Origin of the sequence: Belnapia arida (assembly GCF_016773205.1) — a bacterium.
Taxonomy (GTDB): Bacteria; Pseudomonadota; Alphaproteobacteria; order Acetobacterales; family Acetobacteraceae; genus Belnapia; species Belnapia arida.
Genome location: NZ_JAETWB010000009.1, coordinates 125482 through 146571, shown reverse-complemented (window position 1 = coordinate 146571; position 21090 = coordinate 125482). Strand labels below are relative to the sequence as shown.

Below are 21090 nucleotides of genomic sequence, written 5' to 3'. Positions count from 1 at the left end.
GAGCAGTTCATTGTCCATGATCTCCAAAGTGGGACTTCAGGCCTCATCCTGCCCGGATAGGCTCGCAACAGAGCAAGACTCTCCTTTCTGCACGGCGCCTTATTGGGACACTCATGGGACACGAAAAAGCTTCAGGAGGGACGCTCCCCATGCAACGGACCATGCAATGCCGCAGCACCGTGTTACACGGGTCAGTGGCCTGGGCGGACTAGTTCCTGCCTGCATATCGGATCAAGCAACGGACGTATTCCGGATGTCCAAGGTCGAGCATTCGATTCAGCAAGTCGACGACGATGGCCACTTCCGTCATCTAACGCCCATCTGTTTGCGAACTTAGCTCGACTCGTATGAGGCGTTTCGGCAAGTGGGTTGCGCTCCTGGTCGTCGGTTGAGCGAGGGTGAGCCGGGCAAAGGCAGCAAGAGGCCTGCTGCGACACTCGTATCCGGCGGAACATGCGGTTCCCACCAAGATGCCTCATTCAGGGCAGGCCGGCTCGGGGCGGTGGGACCCGTCTTTGGCGACGGCTTGTTGAACCCCGTCGAGCTCCGCTCACACACCACCCCCGCCCGACACGACGCACCAGATGGCGACGCCTGCCGAACCTCGTCGCTCAGGTCGCGCCTGGCTTCAGGCGCGCACCTTCCGGTACCAGCCCTGTATTGACGTAGCGCCACAGGGCAACCAACAACTTCCTGGCCAGGGCCACGGCGGCAATCTTGCGAACTCGGCCGCGGATCTCGCCGACACGTCCGGTGAACCACCTCGTAAGGGCAGTGTCGGGCTGACATCGCAGCCAGAGCCAGGCGAGCTCGACCATGCTCTTGCGCAGGAGCGGATTGCCCGCTTTGGAGATGCCCTGCTCCCGATGCCGGTCTCCGCTGGCAGACGGACTGGGTGTGAGCCCAGCATAGGCCGCCACCTCCTTGCGGTTAGCAATGGGACGGTACAGTGCCTCGCGCACCAGCACGGTCGCCAGTTCGGTGCCGATGCCGCCGAGCTTGGCGAGCAGCGCCACCTTGGCTGCATCGCCATCATTGGCTCCCGGCGCCGTCATGGCGGTGTCGCGCTCGGCCTCAACGGCGACGATCTGCTCCAGCACGAGTTTGAGGCGCAGGAACTCGCGTTCGATCTCCCGCCGCAGGCATGGCGGCAACGCGCGGCCGTCGCCGGTGCGCAGTTCCGCCAAACACTCCCGCCGATCTCGCCGCAGTGGCAGGTAGTCGTGGACTCCCTGGGTGGCGAGCAGGCCCTTGATCCGGTTCACGTGCTGCACGCGTGCGGTGATCAGACGCTGGCGCTCGCGATGGGTGCGACGCGCATCCTCGCGCTCCACTGACGGCACCTGCACCATATGGCAGGCCGCCCGGTCGCCGCAGCACCATGCCATCAGGGCTCGCCGCAGCATCGCTGCATCCAGCCGGTCGGTTTTGGCACGCCTAACCCGGCAGTCCATCTGCAGGCTACCCGGATCCATCACCCAGCAGGTAATCCCCTCCGGGGTGAGGCGACGATGCAGCCAAAAGCCGTCCTAGCCAGCCTCATAGCTGAGAACGACCTCCACCTTCCCTCGGGCCGCTCCCTGCTCACGTGCCGCCAGGCGCCCAAGCAGGGCGAGCAGCCCGTCGATATCGCCGCCATCGAGCCGGTGTGAGGATGTCTTGCCGCTCGGCGACGCTTGCGCGGCCAGGACCCAGGTGCTCTTGCTGAGCTCCATCGCCACGAATACCGCAGTACCCGCCCGCGTGTGTCGGGATCAATGTGAAGCATCGGCCAGCTTCCTGTCGAACCGGACAGAGCCAAGCGTGGCCCAATCCGATCCGGCCTGCATGGTATCTTTGGCCAATCAGGCGGCATGGCAGAGGGCGTATGCGATACCTTCGCGGAGGGCTGGCGGGAGTTTCGCGGCGTCGCCGGAGTGCTGGGATATGGCCAAACCCTGTTCGCTCCAGATTGCCCGCCGTACGGCGGCGAGGCTGTCGGCAAAGGTCGGTCGCTGCTTGTGGTACTAGGCGCTGGCCGATACCCGGAGCTGGGCACGGCTGTTGAGGCGCGACGCCAGCAGGGTGACGATCGAGAACAGGCCGAGCAGGCATGGCGTGGTGCTGGCGATGGCCTTGTCTGACCACTGCCGTTGGGTCTCGACGCCAAGGTGGTCCCGCACCTCGCGGAAGGTGACTTCCAGCTGTCAGCGCTGGACGAACCAGCGGATGATCTGCAGCGGCTCCTGCGCCGTGTCGGTACAGAGCAGGGCCTGCGGATCGAAGCGCCGGCAGGGGTCGCGCAGCAGCAACCCAGCGGATCGGCACGACCGGCAAGCCGGCATGGCGCCGGACGGCGGTATCCGAGCAAGATCTCCACGAGGCGCTCGCCCTTGGTCCTAGGACACCCGATCGTGCCGGGTTGGCGCGGCGGAGCCGGTCGGTAGAGAGCAGCGTCCAACCGCAGCCGGGTCACGCAGGTGATCCCCTGCCGGAGCAGGGCGGCCAGGAACTCGATGGCGGAGAAGCCGCTGTCGGTGACCAGGATCAAGCGCCTGCTCGGCATTCAGCGGCGGGCCTGCAGGACCAACTGCCGTCCCCAGTCGGTCAGCTTTTTGTGGCGCAACCCACGCTCTCGGCAGGGGCGCTCCGAAGGCGCAAGGGCCGTCAGGAAGGGCAGCGCCCAGACCCGCCCCGCCCATGGGATCGGCACCAGAAGCATAAGGCTGAGCCAGCGCAGTCCACCCGTCTTAACGAAGTGCCCATGGCTGGAGCGGACCGAATCTCGATAGATGCCCTTGGCACTGATGCGCATGCCGCGTCGGCGTTCGATCGTGTCATCGAGCCCCAGCAGCACCGGCCCAGCCGGCAGAAAGGCGTCCAGCAAAAGCTCGAGCAGTGCGCGCGTCGCCGCCCGTCCGCTCCAGGCGGCGTGACCGAGCACGCGGTGATAGTTCACGAACCGCCGCTCCTGGCTGAGCCCGGCAACCCGGAGAGTGCTGCTCACCGTGCGCTGGCCCGGCGCCAGAATAGCCCCTACCAGCAACACCTCAGCGTGCCGCCAACTCCGTCGGAAAAAGAGCAGCGCGAAGCATAGGATTACCGCGGCGAAGCGGGCCGGCAGGGTTCAGCATGGGGGCGGTCCTCTGGCCAGGACGCCACCAGCCTATCCACTTAGCCGCTCCGCCGCCTCACCCCGAAATGGCCAAACTCGAATTGAGCGAAGATTGAGAAACCCTCGCATTATCTGATTCGAGTTTCTCAGATTCTGCATTACGGACCACTGACACCAATGCCTACACGTCCAGGTTCGCCACCTTCAGCGCATTATCGACGATGAACTCGCGCCGTGGCTCGACGACATCGCCCATCAATGTCGAGAAGGCCTTCTCCGCCTCCTCCACGCTGTCGACCTTCACCCGCAGCAAGGTGCGGACCGAAGGGTCGAGCGTCGTCTTCCAGAGCTGCTCGGGATTCATCTCGCCGAGGCCCTTGAACCGCTGGATGGTCAGCCCCTTGCGCCCCTGCAGCAGGATGCGATCGAATGCCATCACCGGCCCCTGCACCGCGGCACTCGTGCTGTCGAGCTGCAGCACCGCCTCGCCGCCGAATTCGCGGATGAGGGTTTCGCGTCGCTCGTCCAGCCAGCGCGCCTCAGCGCTGCGCAGCGCCGCCGGGTTCAGCGCATGCCGCTCGGTCACGCCGCGGACGATGCGGGAGAGGATCAGCCCATCCGCATCCGCCGTCGCCTTCCAGCCGCGCTCGTTCGGATTGGCCATCGCATCCAGCCGTGCCGCCAGCACCTGCGCGGCGGCGAGCGCCCGCTCCGGCTCCAAGGTCAGCGCACCGGCGACAGCGGCCTGCTCGACGATCTCGGTCGGCACCTGCGTGGCGAGGCGGCGAACGCGACTCGCCACCTGGCGCAGCTGCTCCATCTCCGCCCGCAGCTCCGGCCCGGCGAGTTCCCGGCCGTCGGCCAGGCGCAGCGTGGCGCCGGCCAGCGCCTTCTCCAGCAGATAGTCCTCGAGCGCGCGGTCGTCCTTCAGGTAGCGCTCGTCATTGCCCCGCTTCGCCCGGTAGAGCGGCGGCTGCGCGATGTAAAGGTGGCCGCGCTCCAGCAGCTCCGGCATCTGCCGGAAGAAGAAGGTGAGCAACAGGGTGCGGATATGGCTGCCGTCCACATCGGCGTCCGTCATGATGACGATGCGATGGTAACGCAGCTTGTTCGGGTCGAACCCGCCCTTGGCCGGCTCGCCCGGGCCGATGCCGGTGCCGAGCGCGGTGATGAGCGTGCCGATCTCGGCGGAGGACAGCATCTTGTCCATCCGCGCCCGCTCGACGTTGAGGATCTTGCCCTTGAGCGGCAGAATCGCCTGGTAGGCGCGGTTGCGCCCCTGCTTGGCGGAGCCGCCCGCGCTGTCACCCTCGACAAGAAAGAGCTCGCACTTGCTCGGGTCCCGCTCCTGGCAGTCGGCGAGCTTGCCGGGAAGGGTGCTGAACTCGAGCGCGTTCTTCCGCCCCACCTTGTCGCGCGCCAACTGCGCCGCTTTCCGCGCCGCAGCCGAGAGCACGACCTGCTCGAGGACGGCCTTCGCCTCTTTCGGATGCGTCTCGAACCAATGGGAGAGCGCATCGGCAACCGCCACCTGCACCACCGGCTGGACTTCGGAGGAAACCAGCTTGTCCTTGGTCTGGGAGGAGAATTTCGGGTCCGGCACCTTCACCGAGATGACCGCGGTGAGGCCTTCCCGCATGTCGTCGCCGATGAGCTCGACCTTCTCCTTCTTCGCCAGCTCCTCCGCGTATTTCATTACGACGCGGGTCAGCGCCTGGCGGAAGCCTGCCTGATGCGTGCCGCCGTCGCGCTGGGGGATGTTGTTGGTGAAGCAGAGCGCCAGCTCGCGCGGCGAGTTGTTCCACCACATCGCCAGCTCGACTCGGATGCCCTCGCTCTCCTTGCTGATGGCAGCGATGGGCGGGCGGAACAGCGGCTCCTTCCCTTGGTCCAACCACTCGACGAAGGCGGTGAGGCCGCCGCGAAACTGGAAGAAAATCTCCTGCGCCGGGACGTGCCGGTCGTCCTTCAGCGCAATGGCAAGGCCGGAATTGAGGAAGGCCAGCTCCCGCAGCCGCCGCTCCAGCACAGCGAAGTCGTACTCCACCTTGGTGAAGGTGCCGCTCGACGGCTTGAAGGTAACCTCGGTGCCCGTCCGCTCGGCAGAAGCACCGATGATGCGCAACGACTCGGTCGTGTCGCCGTGTTCGAAACGGATAAAATGCTCCGTTCCGTTCCGCCAAATCTTCACCTCCATCCATTCGGACAGAGCGTTGACCACCGCGGCGCCGACGCCGTGCAGGCCGCCGGAGACCTTGTAGGAGTTCTGGTTGAACTTGCCGCCGGCATGCAGGCGGGTCAGCACCACCTCGGCGGCGGAGACCCCCTCCTCCTCATGCATGTCGACCGGGATGCCGCGTCCGTCGTCGCGCACGGTGACGCTGCCGTCGCCGTTCAGCGTAACCTCGACGCGGGTGGCATAGCCGGCCTGCGCCTCGTCGACGGCATTGTCGATGATCTCGAAGGCCATGTGGTGCAGGCCGGAGCCGTCATCGGTATCGCCGATATACATGCCCGGCCGCTTGCGAACGGCCTCGAGACCCTTCAGGACGGTGATGGATGCGCTGTTGTAATCGGCACCCGACGCTCCGGTCGGGGTGGATTCGGCGCGCGCGGCGTCATCGTTCATGCCGGCGGCAAGCTCCTCGAATCATCGCTATGGGGACGACACTCTATATAGGGATTCCTAGCGCTTAGGACACGGGTAAATCGTTATCCGGAACGAGTACGCCGGGCAGGGCGCGGAACCCCTGCGCCATGCCGCGCAGCGGGGCAAAGATGGCGGCGTCCGTCCCGGTGAGGAAGGCCTGGGCCGGTAGGGCCGCCAGCGCCCCGAACAGTGCCTCCCGCCGGCGCGCATCCAGATGGGCCGCCACCTCGTCCAGCAGCAGCAGCGGGGCGAAGCCCCGGGCAGCGGCAATCAGCCCGGCATGGGCCAGCACCACAGCGATCAGCAGGGCCTTCTGTTCCCCGGTGGAGCAGAGCGCCGCCGGGAGCCCCTTGGACCCGTGGGTGAAGAGCAGGTCGGCCCGGTGCGGCCCTTCCAGCGTCGCCCCGGCCGCCGCGTCGCGGCCGCGGCTGGCCGCCCAGCCGGCCCGCAGCCCATCCTCCACAGTAAGCGCCGGCGCCGCGTCCAGGGCCGCCGCGGCCGAGCATTGCAGGTCGAGCCGCGCCGCCGGGAAGGCGCCGGTGATACCGCCCAGCAGCGCCGCATTCAGCCGCCCGACCAGCCCCCGCCGGGCCGCCGCGGCAGCAACGCCGTGCCGCGCCATGGCATCCTCCAGCCCCGCAAGCCAGGCCGGGTCCACGCCCCTGCCCTCCCGCCGCTCCTGCGCCAGCAGCCGGTTGCGCTGGGCCATCGCGTTCTCGTAGGCGGCGACCTCGCGGGCATGGTGCGGCTCCAGCGCCCAGACCAGCCGGTCGAGGAAGCGCCGCCGGTCCCCCGCCCCATCCTGGAACAGCCGGTCCATCTGCGGCGTCAGCCAGACGAGGGCCACCCGCTCGGCCAACTCCGCCTGGCTCCGCACCGGGGTGCCGTCGAGGCGGAAGGTTCGCCGCTCGATCGGCCCACCCTCCGGCGTGCCGGTGCCGATGTCGAAAGGGCCGTTGCCGAGGCTGTCGAAACGGCCGGCGACGGCCCAGGGCATCGGTCCCTGCCCCGCCTGCCGGGCGCAATCGGCCATCCGTGCCCCGCGCAGCCCGCGCCCGGGGCCAAGCAGGCTGATGGCTTCCAGCAGGTTGGTCTTGCCGACCCCGTTATCGCCCGAGACAGCGACGATCCGGGACCCGAAGGAGACGGTGAGAGCCGGATAGCTGCGGAAATCCCGCAGCATGAGCCGGGTCAGCAACAGGGCGGGCGGCGCCGTCATGGCACACCGCCCGCGCGCCGATCAGCTTTCCTCGTCGCGATCGCCTTCGACCTCGATCTCCTCGCTGATCGCATCGGCCTCGTCGTCGAGCTCGTCGGCGTCCTCGACCGTCTCATCGGCCTCGACATCCTCCAGCTCGACATCATCCGCCTCGGCATCCGGCACGACGGGCCGCTTCTTCACCTTTTCATCGACTGGCAGGCTGCCGGCGGCGCGGCGCAAGCGCGGCTGCTCGGCCGGCTGCTCCGTGCCGCATTTCGGGCAGATAGCGGGCGCGCGGGTCAGGTCGTAGAATTTCGTGCCGCAGGCGACGCAGACACGCTTGAGGCCCAGTTCGGGCTTGGCCATGGGGAACGCCTCGTATCGGAATGCCCCCGGCACGAAGGAGTGTAGGGCGGCTGCGTGCCGGCGGCTGAAAAAGGGTCACGCGCATTGCCACGCGGGGCCGGGGCATGTCAAACGCGCGGGGCCATGTCCCACGATGCCTCTCCTCGGCCGCTCCTCGCCCAGGCGCCCGCCGCGCCCCTCTCCGGCACCCATCGCGTGCCGGGTGACAAGTCGATCAGCCATCGCGCGCTGATGTTCGGCGCGCTCGCCATCGGCACCACGGCGATCGAGGGGCTGCTGGAGGGAGAGGATGTGCTCCGCACCGCCGCCGCCATGCGCGCCCTCGGCGCCACGGTGGACCAGCAGGGTCCCGGCGCCTGGCGCGTCGCCGGCCGGGGCATCGGCGGCCTCACCGAGCCGGCGGATGTTCTCGACATGGGCAACAGCGGCACCGCCGCCCGGCTGCTCTGCGGGCTGCTCGCCGGTCATCCCATCTTTTCGGTGATGACGGGCGACGCCTCGCTTCGCCGCCGCCCCATGCTGCGGGTCACCGACCCGCTCTCGGCAACCGGCGCCACTTTCTGGACACGCGAAGGCGGACGCCTGCCGCTCGCCGTCCGCGGCGCCACGGACCCGCTGCCGCTCGATTACCGGCTGCCCGTCGCCTCGGCCCAGGTGAAGTCGGCCTGCCTGCTCGCCGGGCTCTGCGCCCGTGGCACCACCCGCGTGGTGGAGCCGGAGCCGACCCGCGACCACACCGAGAACATGCTCCGCCATTTCGGCGCGACCGTACGGGTCGAGGACACGGCCGAAGGCCGGGTGATCGAGCTCGAGGGCCAGCCAGAGCTGCGCGCCGCCCCCATCCTCGTCCCCGGCGACCCCTCCTCCGCCGCCTTCCTGCTGGTCGCGGCCCTGCTCGTGCCCGGCTCGCGGGTGACGATCGCCAATGTCGGGCTCAACCCGCTGCGCACCGGCCTCTTCGCCACGCTGCGGGAGATGGGCGCCGAGCTGCGGGTCGAGAACGCAAGGGTCGAGGGCGGCGAGCCGGTCGGCGACCTGGTCGCCGCGCATGGCCCGCTCCGCGCCGTCGAGGTGCCGCCCGAACGCGCGCCATCCATGATTGATGAGTACCCCGTGCTGGCTGTCGCCGCCGCCTCCGCCACAGGCACCACCCGCATGCGCGGCCTCGCCGAGTTGCGGGTGAAGGAGAGCGACCGGCTCGCCGCCACCGCCGCCATGCTCGCCGCCAACGGCATCGCCGTCAGCATCGAGGGCGACGACCTGCTGGTCGAGGGCACCGGCGGCGGCATCCCCGGCGGCGGCACCGTCGCCACCCATATGGACCACCGTCTGGCGATGAGCACTCTGGTCATGGGCCTTGCCGCCCGCGCCCCCGTTGCGGTGGATGATGCCGGCTTCATCGAGACCAGCTTCCCGGGCTTCGCGGACCTCATGAACCGCGCCGCCGGCAACAAGGCGATCCGCCCGGCATGAAGCTCGCCATCGTCATCGCGGTGGACGGGCCGGCGGCGGCAGGCAAGGGAACGCTGGCCCGCCGCCTCGCCGCCGCGCTCGGCCTGCCCTATCTCGATACCGGCCTGCTCTACCGGGCGACCGGCCGCCGCGTGCTCGACCGCGGCGCCGACCCGCATGATGCCGCCATCGCCGCCGCCGAGGCCGCCGCGCTCCATCCGGACGACCTCGCCCGTGACGACCTGCGCGGCCCCGCCGCCGACATGGCCGCCAGCACCGTCGCCGCCATTCCTGCCGTCCGCGCCGCCCTGCTCGACTGGCAGCGCGACTTCGGCCGCCGCCACGGCGCGGTGCTGGACGGGCGCGACATCGGCACCGTCGTTTTCCCCGAGGCACCGGTGAAGCTTTTCGTCACCGCGAGCCCGGAGGAGCGCGGCCGCCGCCGCTGGCTGGAACTGCTATCCCGCGGCGTCGCCGCCGATGCCGCCCAGGTCGAGGCCGAGATCCGCGCCCGCGACGCGCAGGATGCCGGGCGCGCGGTCGCCCCGCTGAAACCCGCTGCCGACGCCCTGCTGCTCGACACCACGCGGATGGATGCCGAGGCTGCCTTCGCCACCGCCCTGGCGATGGTGCGCTCCCGGCTGAATTTGCTTGACCCTGGGCCGGCAAAAGCCTAGCGAAATCATGTCCGCGTACCCGTAAGGGCCGCGGCGCCCGCAGTTGAGGGTCCGGCATCACAGCAATGTGAGGCAACCCGCAGCCCAAGGGCCGGGACCGGGCGGGCCGATACGCCGCCCAAGGCACAGGGTCGAACGCGCCTCCATCCGCCCGACAGGGACGGCCCGGCGCTCGATCAAGCCGTGCCCGGCGGACCGCCGGGGGCGCAGGACCACCGCCCGCCGCTCGCGGGCAGTTCGGGACAGACAGACCGCATGGCATCCGCCACCACCCTCGCGCACGACGCGGGGATCGAAGACTTTGCCGCAATGCTCGACGAGACCCTGGGCGCCGACACCGGCTTCGCCGGCTCGGTGGTCTCCGGGCGCGTCATCCGCATCGATGACGACTTCGCCGTCGTCGATGTCGGGCTGAAGAGCGAGGGGCGCGTCCCCCTCAAGGAATTCGCTCCGCAGGGGCAGAAGCCGGAAGTGCAGGCCGGCGACGTGGTCGAGCTCTTCGTCGAGCGCTATGAGGACCGCGACGGCTCCATCGTGCTGTCGCGCGAGAAGGCGCGCCGCGAGGAGGCCTGGACCAACCTCGAGAAGGCCTACCAGGCCAACCAGCGCGTCAACGGCGTGATCTTCGGGCGCGTCAAGGGCGGCTTCACCGTCGATCTCGGCGGCGCCGTGGCCTTCCTCCCCGGCTCCCAGGTCGATATTCGCCCGGTGCGCGATGTCGGGCCGCTGATGGGCAGCCCGCAGCCCTTCCAGATCCTCAAGATGGACCGCGCCCGCGGCAACATCGTGGTCAGCCGCCGTGCTGTCCTCGAGGAGACCCGTGCGGAGCAGCGCAGCGAGCTGATCCAGGGCCTGAAGGAGGGCATGATCCTCGACGGCGTGGTCAAGAACATCACCGATTACGGTGCGTTCGTCGACCTCGGCGGCGTGGACGGCCTGCTGCACGTCACCGACATCGCCTGGCGCCGGATCAACCATCCGTCCGAGGCGCTGACCATCGGCCAGCCGGTGAAGGTGCAGGTCATCCGCTTCAACAGCGAGACCCAGCGCATCAGCCTCGGCATGAAGCAGCTGATGGCCGATCCGTGGGATGGCGTCGCCATCAAGTACCCGGTGAACGCCAAGTTCAGCGGCCGCGTGACCAACATCACCGACTACGGCGCCTTCGTGGAGCTGGAGCCGGGCGTCGAGGGCCTCGTGCACGTCAGCGAGATGTCCTGGACGAAGAAGAACGTCCATCCGGGCAAGATCGTCGCCACTTCGCAGGAAGTGGACGTGATGATCCTCGACGTGGACGAGCCGAAGCGCCGCATCTCGCTCGGCCTGAAGCAGGCCCAGGGCAACCCGTGGGAGCTGTTCCTCGAGGCCCATCCGCCGGGCTCCGTGGTCGAGGGCGAGATCCGCAACATCACCGAGTTCGGCCTGTTCATCGGCATCGGCCCGGAGATCGACGGCATGGTCCACATGTCCGACCTCTCCTGGGAGGAAGCCGGCGAGGCGGCGATGGCCAAGTTCGAGAAGGGCACGGTCATCAAGGCCAAGGTGCTCGATGTGGATGTCGAGAAGGAGCGCATCTCCCTCGGCGTGAAGCAGCTCGAGGCTGACCCGGCCGCCGAAGTGCTCGACAAGGTCCGCAAGGGCGATGTCGTCACCTGCATCGTCACGCAGGTGCAGGCCAACGGCATCGAGGTCCGGGTCGAGGACGTTCTCACCGGCTTCATCCGCCGCGCCGAGCTGGCGCGTGACCGCGGCGACCAGCGCCCCGACAAGTTCGCCGTGGGCGAGAAGGTCGATGCCAAGGTCACCGCCGTGGACCGCGCCGCCCGCCGCCTCGCCCTGACCATCAAGGGCAAGGAGATCGAGGAGGAGCGCGAGGCGATGAAGGAGTACGGCTCCACCGACAGCGGCGCCTCGCTCGGCGACATCCTGGGCGCGGCCATCCGCCGCCGCCGCGAGATGGCTGGCGAGGAGTAATCCTCGGGGCCTTCGGGCAAACCAGACGAGGCCGGCGGGGGCACCCCTGCCGGCCTTTTTTTATGCGCGCGGCGGGTGCAGTCTCGCCCCATGTTGAACCCCCTCCTCGTCGAGCGCTCCGGCGCCGTCACCCGCCTCCGCTTCAACCGGCCGGAGCGGCTGAACGCCATCGATGCCGCCATGGCCGCGGCCTTCCGCGAAGCCGTCGATGCCCTGCCGCAGGACCCCGATCTCCGATGCGTCGTGCTCTGCGGCGCCGGGCGGGCCTTCATGGCGGGCGGCGACATCTCCGCCTTCCAGGGACCGCAGGCATTGGCCGAGATCCGCCATATCCTGCAGCCGATGCATGAGGCGGTGGCCGGCCTCGCCGCCCTCCCCGTCCCCGTCCTCGCCAGCGTGCAGGGCGCGGCGGCCGGCGGCGGGTTGTCGCTGGCCCTCGGCGCCGATCTGGTGATCGCGGCGGAGGATGCGCGCTTCGCCCTGGGCTACCTGAAGCTCGGCACCGTGCCGGATTGCGGCGGGAGCTGGATGCTGCCGCGCCTGCTCGGCCTGCGCGGGGCGATGAGCCTGGCGATGCTCGGCGAGGAGCTGGACGGGCGGGCGGCGCTCACCGCCGGGCTGGTAAACCGGATTGTGCCGGCCGCCGAACTGGAGACCGCGACCGAAAGCCTGGCGCAGGAACTCGCCAGCGGGCCGACGGCAGCCTTCGGCCGGGCCAAGGCCCTGCTCCGGGCAGCGCCCGGCCGGGACCTGCCGACGCAGCTCGCCGCCGAGGAAGCGGCCTTCCTCGCCTCGGCCGGCACCGCGGACTTCGCCGAGGGCGTCGCCGCCTTCCTTGGCCGCCGCCGCCCGGAGTTCACCGGGCAGTAGGCTATTCGATAGTGACGTTGGCCGCGGCGATGACCTTGGCCCAACGGTCCACCTCGCCGCGGAGGAAGGTCCCGGCTTCCTCCGGGCTGCTGCCGACGGCGTCGAAACCCAGGCCGCGCAGCCGCTCGGTCGCGGCCGGGTCGCGGACGATCTTCGCCACCTCGGCCGAGACGCGCTCGACGATCTCCCGCGGCGTACTGGCCGGGGCCAGCAAAAGGCACCAGGTGCTGGAGACGAAGTCCGGCAGCCCGCTCTCGATGAAGGTCGGGATGTTCGGCGCCCAGGCCGGGCGCGTGGCGCTGGCGAAGCCGATCGGCCGGACGGCGCCGCTCTCGAACTGCGCCCGCAGCGAGGAGAAGCTGTCGAACATCACCCCGATATTGCCGGAGATCAGGTCCTGCAGCGCTGGCGCCGTGCCGCGATAGGGCACATGCACCATCTGGATGCCGGTGCGGACCTGCAGGTCTTCCATGGTCAGGTGAGCCGCCGCGCCGATCCCGCTCGAGCCGTAATTCAGGGTGCCCGGCCGCGCCTTGGCAAAGGCCAGCATCCCCGCCAGGTCGGTGAAGGGCAGCCTGGCATTGGCGCCGAGGACCAGCGGCGCCAGCATCATCAGCGAGACTGGGGCGAAGCTCGCCACCGGGTCGAAGGGCAGCTTGCCCTTGTAGAGCGTGGCATTGGCGGCATGCGCGCCGATCACCACGGCGAAGCTGTAGCCATCCGGCGGGCTGGCGGCGACCGCGCCGGCGCCGACGATGCTGTTGGCGCCTGGCCGGTTCTCCACCACGACCGGCTGGCCGAGCGCCTTCGACAGCGGCTCCGCCACGAAACGGGCGGCGACGTCGGTGGTGCCGCCCGGCGTGTAGGGGACGACGATGCGGATGGGCCGGTCCGGGTAGCCGGCCGCCCGGGCGCCACGCGAGGCCAGCAGGGCGACGCCTGCCCCGAGCGCCGTGCGCCGGGTCACCGAAACGAAACCACTCATTGTCCTATTCCCTCCCGGTGGTCCCGTCTCACTCGGCGGCAGGCACCGGTCGCTTGAAGCGCCGCTCGCCGACGAAGGCCATCGCCATGGTCGCCAGGATGAAGCAGACCGAGGCGGCGAAGACCAGCAGCGGCCGGCCATGGTCCATCAGCGCGCCGTAGATCATCGGCCCCACCGCGCCGCCGATGTTGAAGCCCGTCGTCACGATGCCGAAGACCCGGCCCACCGCGCCGGGCGGCGCCGCAGCGCGCACCAGCATGTCGCGGGAGGGCATGATCATGCCGGAAAAGAAGCCCGCGAGCCCCATCACGCCAACCAGCACCACGGGCCCGAGCGGCACCAGCCCGACCAGGCCGATCAGCGCCCCGGTCAGCCCGAAGCCGAGGGCGGCCACATCGCCATGGCGCGTGGTGCGGTCGGCGATGATTCCGCCCGCCAGCACGCCGAAGGCGCTCAGCAGCAGGAAGGCGCTCAGCGCCACATTGGCCGCGGCGAAGTCGACGCCGCGCCCGTTCACCAGCGCCACCACGGAGAAATTCTGGATGCCGCCGAGGGAGAGGGCGAGCAGGGTGAAGAAGACCGTCAGCATGATGACGGCCGGCGTCAGCACCGATTCCGTCGGGGCCTTTGCGGCCTTGGCCGTGGCGGCGCGGGGCGCGGGGGCCTCGTCGCGGGCGAAGGCGAGCGGCAGGGCGGCGAGGATGGCCAGCCCCCCGGCCGCACCGAGCGCCGCCTCGAGCCCGGCGAGGCTGGACAGGCCGAGCATCAGCGCCGGCGCCATGGCCCCGCCGAGATAGCCGGAGAAGGTATGGATGGAGAAGGCGCGGCCGATCCGCTCCTCGCCGATCGAGCGGCCGAGGATCTCGTAATCCGCCGGGTGGTAGACGGCGTTCGCCAGGCCGAGCAGCGCCGCCGAGACCAGCAGGACGGGGTAGGTCGGCATCGCCGCCAGCAGGACGAGCGAGAAGGCGCCGAGGCCGAGCCCCGCCACCAGCACCCGGCGGGAGCCGAAGCGGTCGACCGCATAGCCGAGCGGCGCCTGGGTCAGGCCGGAGACAATGTTGTAGAGCGTCAGCGCCAGCGCCAGCTCGACGAAGGAGACGCCCAGCTTGTCGCGCAGCAGGGGGAAGAGCGGCGGCAGGACAAGCTGGTGGATGTGGCTCACCAGATGCGCGCCGGAGACGAGGGTCAGCGAGCGCAGCTCGGGCCGGGTCCAGCTGGCAGCCTGCATGGCGGGCATTCCCTCGTTTCCTCGGCCCTCGAGATGGGGCGGCGATGCAGCATCACCAGGATCGGCGGCGAGGGAAAGGCACGGCTCCGCGCACCTGACCCTACTGGACCGCATCCCTCCCCCGCCGCAGGATCGGCGCAAATCAGGCGGAGGAAGCGATGTCCGAGGCGCCGAGGACGATGTTCGAGAAGATCTGGGAGCGCCATCGCGTCCTGGAGCGGGAGGACGGGCAGACGCTGCTCTATGTCGACCGGCACCTGGTGCATGAGGGCGGCGCCGCAGCCTTCGCAGCGCTGCGCCGGCGTGGGCTGAAGCCGCGCGCGCCCGACCGCATCTTCACCGTGCCGGACCATTACGCCCCGACCGACAGCCGCCGGCTCGATGACATCCGCGACCCGCGCCACCGCGAGATGATCGAGCTGCTCGCCAGCAACGCCAAGGAGCACGGCATCCGCCACTTCGGCCTCGGCGGGCCGGAGCAGGGCATCGTGCATGTGATCGGACCGGAGCTCGGCCTTTCCCAGCCGGGGATGCTGATCGTCTGCGGCGACAGCCATACCAGCACGCATGGGGCGCTCGGGGCGCTTGCCTTCGGCATCGGCAGCACCGAGGTCGCGCATGTGCTGGCGACGCAGACGCTGTGGCAGCGGAAGCCGAAGACCATGCGGATCACGGTCGAAGGGCGGCTCGGCGAGGGCGTCTCGGCGAAGGACGTGATCCTGGCGATCATCGCCCGCATCGGCGCAGCAGGGGCGACCGGGCATGTGATCGAGTATGCCGGCAGCGCCATCACCGGCCTCTCGATGGAGGGGCGGCTGACGCTCTGCAACATGTCGATCGAGGCGGGTGGGCGGGCCGGGATGGTGGCGCCGGACGAGGTGGCCTTCGTCTATCTCGCCGGCCGCACCTATGCGCCGGAGGACTGGGAGGCGGCGCTTTCCCGCTGGCGGGCGCTGCCGAGCGACCCGGGTGCGGTGTTCGATGCCGAGGTCACGCTGGATGGCGGCGCCATCGAGCCGATGGTCACCTGGGGCAACAGCCCGGAGGAGGCGCTGCCGATCGGCGGCACGGTGCCAGGTCCTGAGGCGGCGGCCGATGCGGAGCGGCGGGAGACCATGGCGCGGACGCTCGACTATATGGGCCTCGCGCCGGGGATGCCGTTGGAGGGGCTGGCGGTGGACCGGGTCTTCATCGGCTCCTGCACCAATTCGCGGATCGAGGATCTGCGTGCCGCCGCCGCCGTCGCGCGTGGCCGCCGCGTGGCGGAGGGGGTGGAGGCCTGGGTCGTCGCGGGCAGCGAGGCGGTGAAGCGCCAGGCCGAGGCGGAGGGGCTGCACGAGGTCTTCCGCGGCGCGGGCTTCGCCTGGCGGGAGCCGGGCTGCTCCATGTGCGTGGGCATGAATGGCGACATCGCCCGGCCGGGCAGCCGCGTCGCCTCCACCAGCAACCGGAACTTCATGGGGCGGCAGGGGCCGGGGGCGCGGACGCATCTGGTCAGCCCGGCGATGGCGGCCGCCGCCGCGGTTTCGGGACATTTCACCGATGTGCGACGGCTGCTGGCGGGGGGCGGCTGAGATGGAGGCCTTCACCCGGCTGACCTCGGCGGCGGTGGCGCTGCCGCGGCCGAATATCGACACCGACCAGATCATCCCGGCGCGCTTCCTCTCCCGGCCGAGGGAGGTCGATCATGGGGAGTTCCTCTTCCACGATGCGCGGCGGGTGCCGGCGACGGGGGAGCAGGACCCCGACTTTCCGCTGAACCGGGAGGAGTTCGGGGCGGCGCGGATCATCGTGGCGGGGCGGAACTTCGCCTGCGGGTCGTCGCGGGAGAGCGCGGTCTGGGCGCTGTTCGATGCGGGGTTCCGCTGCGCCATCGCGCCCAGTTTCGGCGACATCTTCCGCACCAACGGGATGAAGAACGGGCTGCTGCCGGTGGTGCTGCCGGCGGAGGCGGTGGCGGCGCTGATCGGGCAGGTGGAGGCGGCGCCGGGGGCGGAGGTCACGGTCGACCTGCAGGCGCTGGAGGTCACCTTCCCGGATGGATCGGTGCATGGCTTCGAGGTCGATCCCTTCGCCCGGCACTGCCTGCTGGAGGGGCTGGACGAGATCGGGTTGACCTTGTCGCTGGAGGATGAGATCGCGGCCTTCGAGCGGCGCTACGGGCGGGAGAATACGCGGTGAGGCGAAGGACGGTGCTGGCGGCGGGTGCGATGCTGGCGATGCCGGCCGCGGCGGCCGAGGGGCTGGCGGCGCTGGAGGCGCGGCAGGGTGGGCGGCTCGGCGTTGCCATCCTCGATACCGGCAGCGGGCGGGTGCTGGCGCATCGGGGGGAGGAGCGGTTCGCGCTGTGCAGCACCTTCAAGCACCTCGCTGCGGCGCGGGTGCTGGCGCGAGCCGATGCGGGCGAGGAGCGGCTCGACCGGCACGTCGCCTATGGGCGGGAGGCGCTGGTGCCCTATTCGCCGGTGACCGGGCCGGGGGCGGAGGCGGGCGGCCTCACCATGGAGGCGATCTGCGATGCGGCGGTGACGCTCAGCGACAATACGGCAGGCAATCTCATGCTCGACAGCTTCGGCGGGCCGGCGGGGCTGACCGCCTGGCTGCGGGGGCTCGGCGACGAGGTGACGCGGCTGGACCGGCGGGAGCCGGAGCTGAACGTGGTGCCGCCCGGGGATGAGCGGGATACGACGACGCCGCTCGCCATGGTGGGGACGATGCAGCGGCTGCTGCTGGGCGAGGCGCTCTCGCCGGCCTCGCGGGGGCGGCTGGCGGGGTGGCTGGTCGGATGCAGGACGGGCGATGCGCGGATCAGGGCCGGGATGCCGGCTGGGTGGCGGGTCGGCGACAAGACGGGCACCGGGCCGGCGCCGCTGGTGCCGACCAATGATGTCGCCATCGTCTGGCCGCCGGGGCGGGCGCCGGTCATCGTCGCCGCCTATCTCGACGGCGCGCGGGGGAGCGATGCTGAGCGGAGCGCGGTGCTGGCCGAGGTCGGGCGGGTTGCGGCGCGGATGGTTTGAGATCCTGAAGCCCGAGGGTGGGTAAGCTGTTGAGGCGGTTTGGTTTTAAGTGGAGAATTTAGGATTTTAAGGCTTTAGGCGGACTGCCGGGCCGGGCTTCGGGCGCGGCTTCGCCTTGGGCGGACATTCCTATAGCGGGATGGGATCGGCGGGGCAAGAATCTTGCAGGGCGGGGACGCGCGCCGCACGATGGTGCGAGCCCTGAGGAGCCCAGCCGATGCGCCCGAACAGCCTCCATGCCGCCGACCTGGCGCATCTCGTCCATCAGCAGACCGATCTCGGGGCGCATGAGGCGGAGGGGGCCATCCTCATCGCGCGCGGGAATGGCGTGCGCGTCACCGATACCGAAGGGCGGGAGTATATCGAGGCGATGGCGGGGCTGTGGTGCGCCTCGCTCGGCTTCTCGGAGCGGCGGCTGGCGGAGGCGGCCTACAAGCAGATGCTGGCCCTGCCCTACTACCACACCTTCTTCCAGAAGGGGCATGAGCCGAGCGTCAGGCTTGCGGAGAAGCTGGCGGCGATCGCGCCGGAGGGGCTCGGCCATGTGCTGTTCCAGTGCAGCGGGTCGGAGGCCAACGATGCGGCGATCAAGCTGATCTGGTACTACAACAACATCCGCGGCAAGCCCGGGAAGAAGAAGCTGATCGGGCGGGTGCGCGGCTACCACGGGAATACGGTGGCGACGGCCTCGCTCTCGGGCCAGCCGCATATGCAGGCGGATTTCGACCTGCCGCTGGGCGAGCGGTTCCTGCACATCTCCAACCCGAACTACTACCGCTTCGGGCAGGAGGGGGAGAGCGAGGAGCAGTTCAGCGCGCGGATGGCGGCCGAGCTGGAGGCGCTGATCGAGCGGGAGGGCGGGGAGACCATCGCCGCGCTCTTTGCCGAGCCGGTGCAGGGCGGGGGTGGGGCCATCACCCCGCCGCGCGGGTATTTCGACCTGATCCAGCCGATCCTCAGGCGGCACGACATCCTGCTCGTCGCCGACGAGGTGATCTGCGGCTTCGGGCGGACGGGGAATCTCTGGGGCTGCGAGACCTATGGGATGCGGCCGGACATGCTGGTCTCGGCCAAGCAGCTGACGGCCAGCTACCAGCCGCTCTCGGCGCTGCTGATCTCGGACCCGATCCATGCGGCGCTGATGGAGGGGAGCCGGAAGCATGGCAGCTTCGGGCATGGCTTCACCTATGGCGGGCATCCGGTGGCCTGCGCGGTCGGGCTGGAGACGCTGGCGATCTACGAGGAGCGGGACATAATCGGGCATGTCAGGGCCGTCTCGCCCGTGTTCCTTGAGGGGCTGGGGGCGATGCGGGAGCATCCGCTGGTCGGCGACGTGCGGGGGGTCGGGCTGATCGCCGGCGTCGAGCTGGTCGCGGACAAGGAGGCGAAGGCGCCCTTCCCGCCCGCCGCCAAGGTCGGGCTGCTGGTGCAGGAGAAGTGCCAGGCGGCGGGGCTGATCGTGCGGGCCATCGGGGACCGGATCGCCTTCACGCCGCCGCTCATCATCACCGCGGAGGAGATCGGGGAGATGTGCGGGCGGTTCCGGGCGGGGCTGGATGCGGCCTGGGCGGAGCTGGGCGGGAAGGCGCTGGCAGCGGAGTAGTGAAGCGACTATATGACCACTGTGGTCACACAGGGGTTTGGCATGCTTGAGGTGCAGCTGCGCGATGCGAAGGCCGGCTTCTCGGCGGTGGTCGAGAAGGCGGCGCAGGGCGAGCCGAGCATCGTCACGCGGCATGGGGAGAAGGTGGCGGTGGTGCTCGGCTATGCCGAGTGGCGAAGGCTCACCGGGGCGCAGCCTTCCTTCGCCGATCTGCTGCTCGCCTTCCCGGAGGAGGTTGAAGTCGCGCGCGATCCGGCGCCGGCGCGCAACCTCGGTCTGTGAGCGCTGGGTTCCTGCTCGATACCAATGTCGTCTCGGCGACTGCCCCAGACCGGCGGGACGCGCCGGATGCGGCGAAGCGGGCGGCGCGGGGCTGGGTGCTGGACAACCAGGACCGGCTGTTCCTGCCGGTGATCGCCGTCGCCGAGATCGCGGCGGGGATCGGGGCGCGGGAGGCTTCGGGGGCGGTGCGGCATGCGGCCGATCTGGCCGCCTGGCTGCGGGCGGTGCTGGCGGCCTATCCGGAGCGGGTGCTCGGCTTCGATGCGCGGGCGGCTCTGGAAGCGCGGGCGCTGGCCCGGACCGCGCGGGCGGCGGGGGTGGAGCCGGGCTTCGCCGACCTCACCCTGGCCTGCATCGCCCGCACCCATGGGCTGGTGCTGGCGACGCGGAACCTGCGGCACTTCACCCCGATGGGGGTGGAGGCCATCGACCCGTTTCAGCTCCGATAGGAGCCGTTGATGTCGATGTAGCCGTGGGTGAGGTCGCAGGTCCAGACGCGGGCCTTGCCGCGGCCGAGGCCGATATCGACGGTGATCTCCACCTCGCGGCCCTTCATATGGGCGACGACGGGGGCCTCGTCATAACCGGGGACGACGCCGCCCTCCTGCGCCATCCAGGTGCCGCCGACGGCGATGCCGAGCCTGTCGCGGTCGGCCGGTTCGCCGGACTTGCCGACGGCCATGACGATGCGGCCCCAGTTGGCGTCCTCGCCGGCGATGGCGGTCTTCACCAGCGGCGAATTGGCGATGGCCATGGCGATGCGGTGGGCCGACTTGGCGCTGACGGCGCCGGTGACGTCGATCTGGATAAGCTTCTGCGCCCCCTCCCCGTCGCGGGCGACCTGGAGGGCGAGGTCGAGCAGCACCTCGTCCAGCGCCCGGGCGAAGTCGCGCAGCATGGCGCCGCCCTCGGCCGGGACACGCGGGTGCTTCGCCTGGCTGGTGGCGAAGAGCAGGACGGTGTCGCTGGTCGAGGTGTCGCTGTCGACCGTGATGCAGTTGAACGACTTGGCGACGCCCTTCGACAGCAGCGCCTGGAGGGCGCCGGCGGGGATCTTCGCGTCCGTCACGACGAAGCTCAGCATGGTCGCCATGTCGGGGGCGATCATGCCGCTGCCCTTGGCGATGCCGGCGATGGTGACCGTCGCGTCGCCGATGGTGGCGGTGCGGAGGGCGGCCTTGGGGAAGGTGTCCGTCGTCATGATCCCGCGCGCGGCGTCGGGCCAGCGGTCGGGGGCGAGGGCGGCGTGGAGGGCCGGAAGGGCGGCGGTCAGGCGGTCATGCGGCAGGGTCTCGCCGATGACGCCGGTGCTGGCGAGGAAGACCTCGCGGGGCTTGCAGCCGACGAGCTTCGCGGCGGCCTCGGCGGTGGCGGCCGTCGCCTCGCGGCCGGCGCGGCCGGTGAAGACGTTGGCGTTGCCGGCATTCACCACCAGCGACCGCGCGCGGCCGCCCTTGAGGGCGGCCCGGCACCAGTCGATGGGGGCGCCGGGGCAGAGGTTGCGGGTGAAGACGCCCGCGACCGTCGTGCCGGGGGCAAATTCCAGCATCGTCAGGTCGGCGCGGCCCTTGTAGCGGATGCCCGCCTCGATGACGCCGAGGGTGACGCCGGCGATCGGCGGCAGCTCCGGCATCGGTTGGGCAAGCGGGGAGACGGGCAGCGGGCCGGCCATGGGCGTGGGCTCT

18 protein-coding genes and 1 pseudogene are annotated in these 21090 nt (G+C 70.2%); 10 read left to right on the top strand and 9 right to left on the bottom strand.

Annotation, left to right across the window (positions count from 1 at the left end; translation table 11 throughout):
* Window positions 1-611: 611 nt before the first annotated feature.
* From JMJ56_RS18380 to JMJ56_RS18355, 6 genes and pseudogenes are all read right to left on the bottom strand, one after another.
* Window positions 612-1715, bottom strand: a pseudogene (locus JMJ56_RS18380) (IS110 family RNA-guided transposase).
* A 291-nt stretch (window positions 1716-2006) separates the two neighbouring features.
* Window positions 2007-2162 (bottom strand): hypothetical protein, encoded by a 156-nt coding sequence (locus JMJ56_RS18375; protein WP_202833222.1) that lies wholly within the window; start codon window positions 2160-2162, stop codon window positions 2007-2009.
* 383 nt (window positions 2163-2545) lie between these two features.
* The gene (locus tag JMJ56_RS18370) at window positions 2546-3064 is read right to left on the bottom strand and encodes a transposase (protein WP_268885030.1); all 519 of its coding nucleotides are present in this window, start codon (window positions 3062-3064) and stop codon (window positions 2546-2548) included.
* A gap of 211 nt (window positions 3065-3275) precedes the next feature.
* On the bottom strand, window positions 3276-5723 hold the full coding sequence (gyrB, locus tag JMJ56_RS18365; RefSeq protein ID WP_202833220.1) for a DNA topoisomerase (ATP-hydrolyzing) subunit B: 2448 nt from the start codon (window positions 5721-5723) through the stop codon (window positions 3276-3278).
* A 64-nt stretch (window positions 5724-5787) separates the two neighbouring features.
* Window positions 5788-6963 carry a DNA replication/repair protein RecF gene (gene recF, locus JMJ56_RS18360; RefSeq protein WP_202833219.1) on the bottom strand — a complete coding sequence of 392 codons (1176 nt, stop codon included), beginning with the start codon at window positions 6961-6963 and terminating at the stop codon, window positions 5788-5790.
* A gap of 21 nt (window positions 6964-6984) precedes the next feature.
* A complete protein-coding gene (locus JMJ56_RS18355) occupies window positions 6985-7311 on the bottom strand; it encodes a TIGR02300 family protein (RefSeq protein ID WP_202833218.1) in 327 nt (108 codons plus the stop codon).
* 123 nt (window positions 7312-7434) lie between these two features.
* On the opposite strand from JMJ56_RS18355, the gene aroA reads away from it, so the two are divergent.
* From aroA to JMJ56_RS18335, 4 genes are all read left to right on the top strand, one after another.
* A complete protein-coding gene (aroA, locus tag JMJ56_RS18350) occupies window positions 7435-8784 on the top strand; it encodes a 3-phosphoshikimate 1-carboxyvinyltransferase (RefSeq protein WP_202833217.1) in 1350 nt (449 codons plus the stop codon).
* On the top strand, window positions 8781-9440 hold the full coding sequence (gene cmk, locus JMJ56_RS18345) for a (d)CMP kinase (RefSeq protein WP_202833216.1): 660 nt from the start codon (window positions 8781-8783) through the stop codon (window positions 9438-9440). The genes aroA and cmk overlap by 4 nt, the downstream gene beginning before the upstream one ends.
* A 255-nt stretch (window positions 9441-9695) precedes the next feature.
* The gene (rpsA, locus tag JMJ56_RS18340) at window positions 9696-11414 is read left to right on the top strand and encodes a 30S ribosomal protein S1 (RefSeq protein WP_202833215.1); all 1719 of its coding nucleotides are present in this window, start codon (window positions 9696-9698) and stop codon (window positions 11412-11414) included.
* A gap of 90 nt (window positions 11415-11504) precedes the next feature.
* The gene (locus tag JMJ56_RS18335) at window positions 11505-12284 is read left to right on the top strand and encodes an enoyl-CoA hydratase/isomerase family protein (protein ID WP_202833214.1); all 780 of its coding nucleotides are present in this window, start codon (window positions 11505-11507) and stop codon (window positions 12282-12284) included.
* A 1-nt stretch (window position 12285) separates the two neighbouring features.
* Here JMJ56_RS18335 and JMJ56_RS18330 read toward each other — a convergent pair whose 3' ends face one another.
* Both JMJ56_RS18330 and JMJ56_RS18325 read right to left on the bottom strand, forming a co-directional pair.
* Entirely contained in the window at window positions 12286-13269 is a 984-nt protein-coding gene (locus tag JMJ56_RS18330) for a Bug family tripartite tricarboxylate transporter substrate binding protein (RefSeq protein ID WP_202833213.1), read from the bottom strand.
* A gap of 28 nt (window positions 13270-13297) precedes the next feature.
* On the bottom strand, window positions 13298-14509 hold the full coding sequence (locus JMJ56_RS18325) for an MFS transporter (RefSeq protein ID WP_202833212.1): 1212 nt from the start codon (window positions 14507-14509) through the stop codon (window positions 13298-13300).
* A 149-nt stretch (window positions 14510-14658) separates the two neighbouring features.
* Between JMJ56_RS18325 and leuC the strand changes: the two genes are divergently transcribed.
* The 6 genes from leuC to JMJ56_RS18295 all read left to right on the top strand — a co-directional run bounded on the left by leuC (window position 14659) and on the right by JMJ56_RS18295 (window position 19854).
* Window positions 14659-16074, top strand: a complete 1416-nt coding sequence (leuC, locus tag JMJ56_RS18320) for a 3-isopropylmalate dehydratase large subunit (protein WP_202833211.1) — start codon at window positions 14659-14661, stop codon at window positions 16072-16074.
* Window position 16075: 1 nt separating this feature from the next.
* Complete coding sequence (gene leuD / locus JMJ56_RS18315) at window positions 16076-16681, top strand: 3-isopropylmalate dehydratase small subunit (protein WP_202833210.1); 606 nt, start codon at window positions 16076-16078, stop codon at window positions 16679-16681.
* Window positions 16678-17520, top strand: a complete 843-nt coding sequence (gene bla / locus JMJ56_RS18310; protein ID WP_328702416.1) for a class A beta-lactamase — start codon at window positions 16678-16680, stop codon at window positions 17518-17520. The genes leuD and bla overlap by 4 nt, the downstream gene beginning before the upstream one ends.
* Before the next feature lie 217 nt (window positions 17521-17737).
* Window positions 17738-19123, top strand: coding sequence for an aminotransferase (locus JMJ56_RS18305; protein WP_202833209.1), 1386 nt, complete (start codon window positions 17738-17740; stop codon window positions 19121-19123).
* Between the two features lie 42 nt (window positions 19124-19165).
* Window positions 19166-19405: a type II toxin-antitoxin system Phd/YefM family antitoxin gene (locus tag JMJ56_RS18300; protein WP_202833208.1), complete on the top strand. Its 240-nt coding sequence runs from the start codon at window positions 19166-19168 to the stop codon at window positions 19403-19405.
* The gene (locus JMJ56_RS18295) at window positions 19402-19854 is read left to right on the top strand and encodes a PIN domain-containing protein (RefSeq protein ID WP_202833207.1); all 453 of its coding nucleotides are present in this window, start codon (window positions 19402-19404) and stop codon (window positions 19852-19854) included. Before JMJ56_RS18300 ends, JMJ56_RS18295 begins: the two co-directional genes overlap by 4 nt.
* Here the strand turns inward: JMJ56_RS18295 and argJ are convergent.
* Window positions 19842-21077 (bottom strand): bifunctional glutamate N-acetyltransferase/amino-acid acetyltransferase ArgJ, encoded by a 1236-nt coding sequence (gene argJ / locus JMJ56_RS18290; RefSeq protein ID WP_202833206.1) that lies wholly within the window; start codon window positions 21075-21077, stop codon window positions 19842-19844. The two genes, JMJ56_RS18295 and argJ, sit on opposite strands and share 13 nt — an antisense overlap.
* Between the last annotated feature and the right edge of the window lie 13 nt (window positions 21078-21090).

Excerpts from the sequence above, each read along its gene's own strand:
- cmk (WP_202833216.1), top strand. The coding sequence starts at position 8,781 with ATGAAGCTCGCCATCGTCATCGCGGTGGACGGGCCGGCGGCGGCAGGC.
- gyrB (WP_202833220.1), bottom strand. The coding sequence starts at position 5,723 with ATGAACGATGACGCCGCGCGCGCCGAATCCACCCCGACCGGAGCGTCG.
- JMJ56_RS18305 (WP_202833209.1), top strand. The coding sequence starts at position 17,738 with ATGCGCCCGAACAGCCTCCATGCCGCCGACCTGGCGCATCTCGTCCAT.
- rpsA (WP_202833215.1), top strand. The coding sequence starts at position 9,696 with ATGGCATCCGCCACCACCCTCGCGCACGACGCGGGGATCGAAGACTTT.
- JMJ56_RS18355 (WP_202833218.1), bottom strand. The coding sequence starts at position 7,311 with ATGGCCAAGCCCGAACTGGGCCTCAAGCGTGTCTGCGTCGCCTGCGGC.
- aroA (WP_202833217.1), top strand. The coding sequence starts at position 7,435 with ATGTCCCACGATGCCTCTCCTCGGCCGCTCCTCGCCCAGGCGCCCGCC.
- recF (WP_202833219.1), bottom strand. The coding sequence starts at position 6,963 with ATGACGGCGCCGCCCGCCCTGTTGCTGACCCGGCTCATGCTGCGGGAT.
- argJ (WP_202833206.1), bottom strand. The coding sequence starts at position 21,077 with ATGGCCGGCCCGCTGCCCGTCTCCCCGCTTGCCCAACCGATGCCGGAG.
- leuD (WP_202833210.1), top strand. The coding sequence starts at position 16,076 with ATGGAGGCCTTCACCCGGCTGACCTCGGCGGCGGTGGCGCTGCCGCGG.
- leuC (WP_202833211.1), top strand. The coding sequence starts at position 14,659 with ATGTCCGAGGCGCCGAGGACGATGTTCGAGAAGATCTGGGAGCGCCAT.
- JMJ56_RS18330 (WP_202833213.1), bottom strand. The coding sequence starts at position 13,269 with ATGAGTGGTTTCGTTTCGGTGACCCGGCGCACGGCGCTCGGGGCAGGC.
- JMJ56_RS18335 (WP_202833214.1), top strand. The coding sequence starts at position 11,505 with ATGTTGAACCCCCTCCTCGTCGAGCGCTCCGGCGCCGTCACCCGCCTC.
- JMJ56_RS18325 (WP_202833212.1), bottom strand. The coding sequence starts at position 14,509 with ATGCCCGCCATGCAGGCTGCCAGCTGGACCCGGCCCGAGCTGCGCTCG.
- JMJ56_RS18300 (WP_202833208.1), top strand. The coding sequence starts at position 19,166 with ATGCTTGAGGTGCAGCTGCGCGATGCGAAGGCCGGCTTCTCGGCGGTG.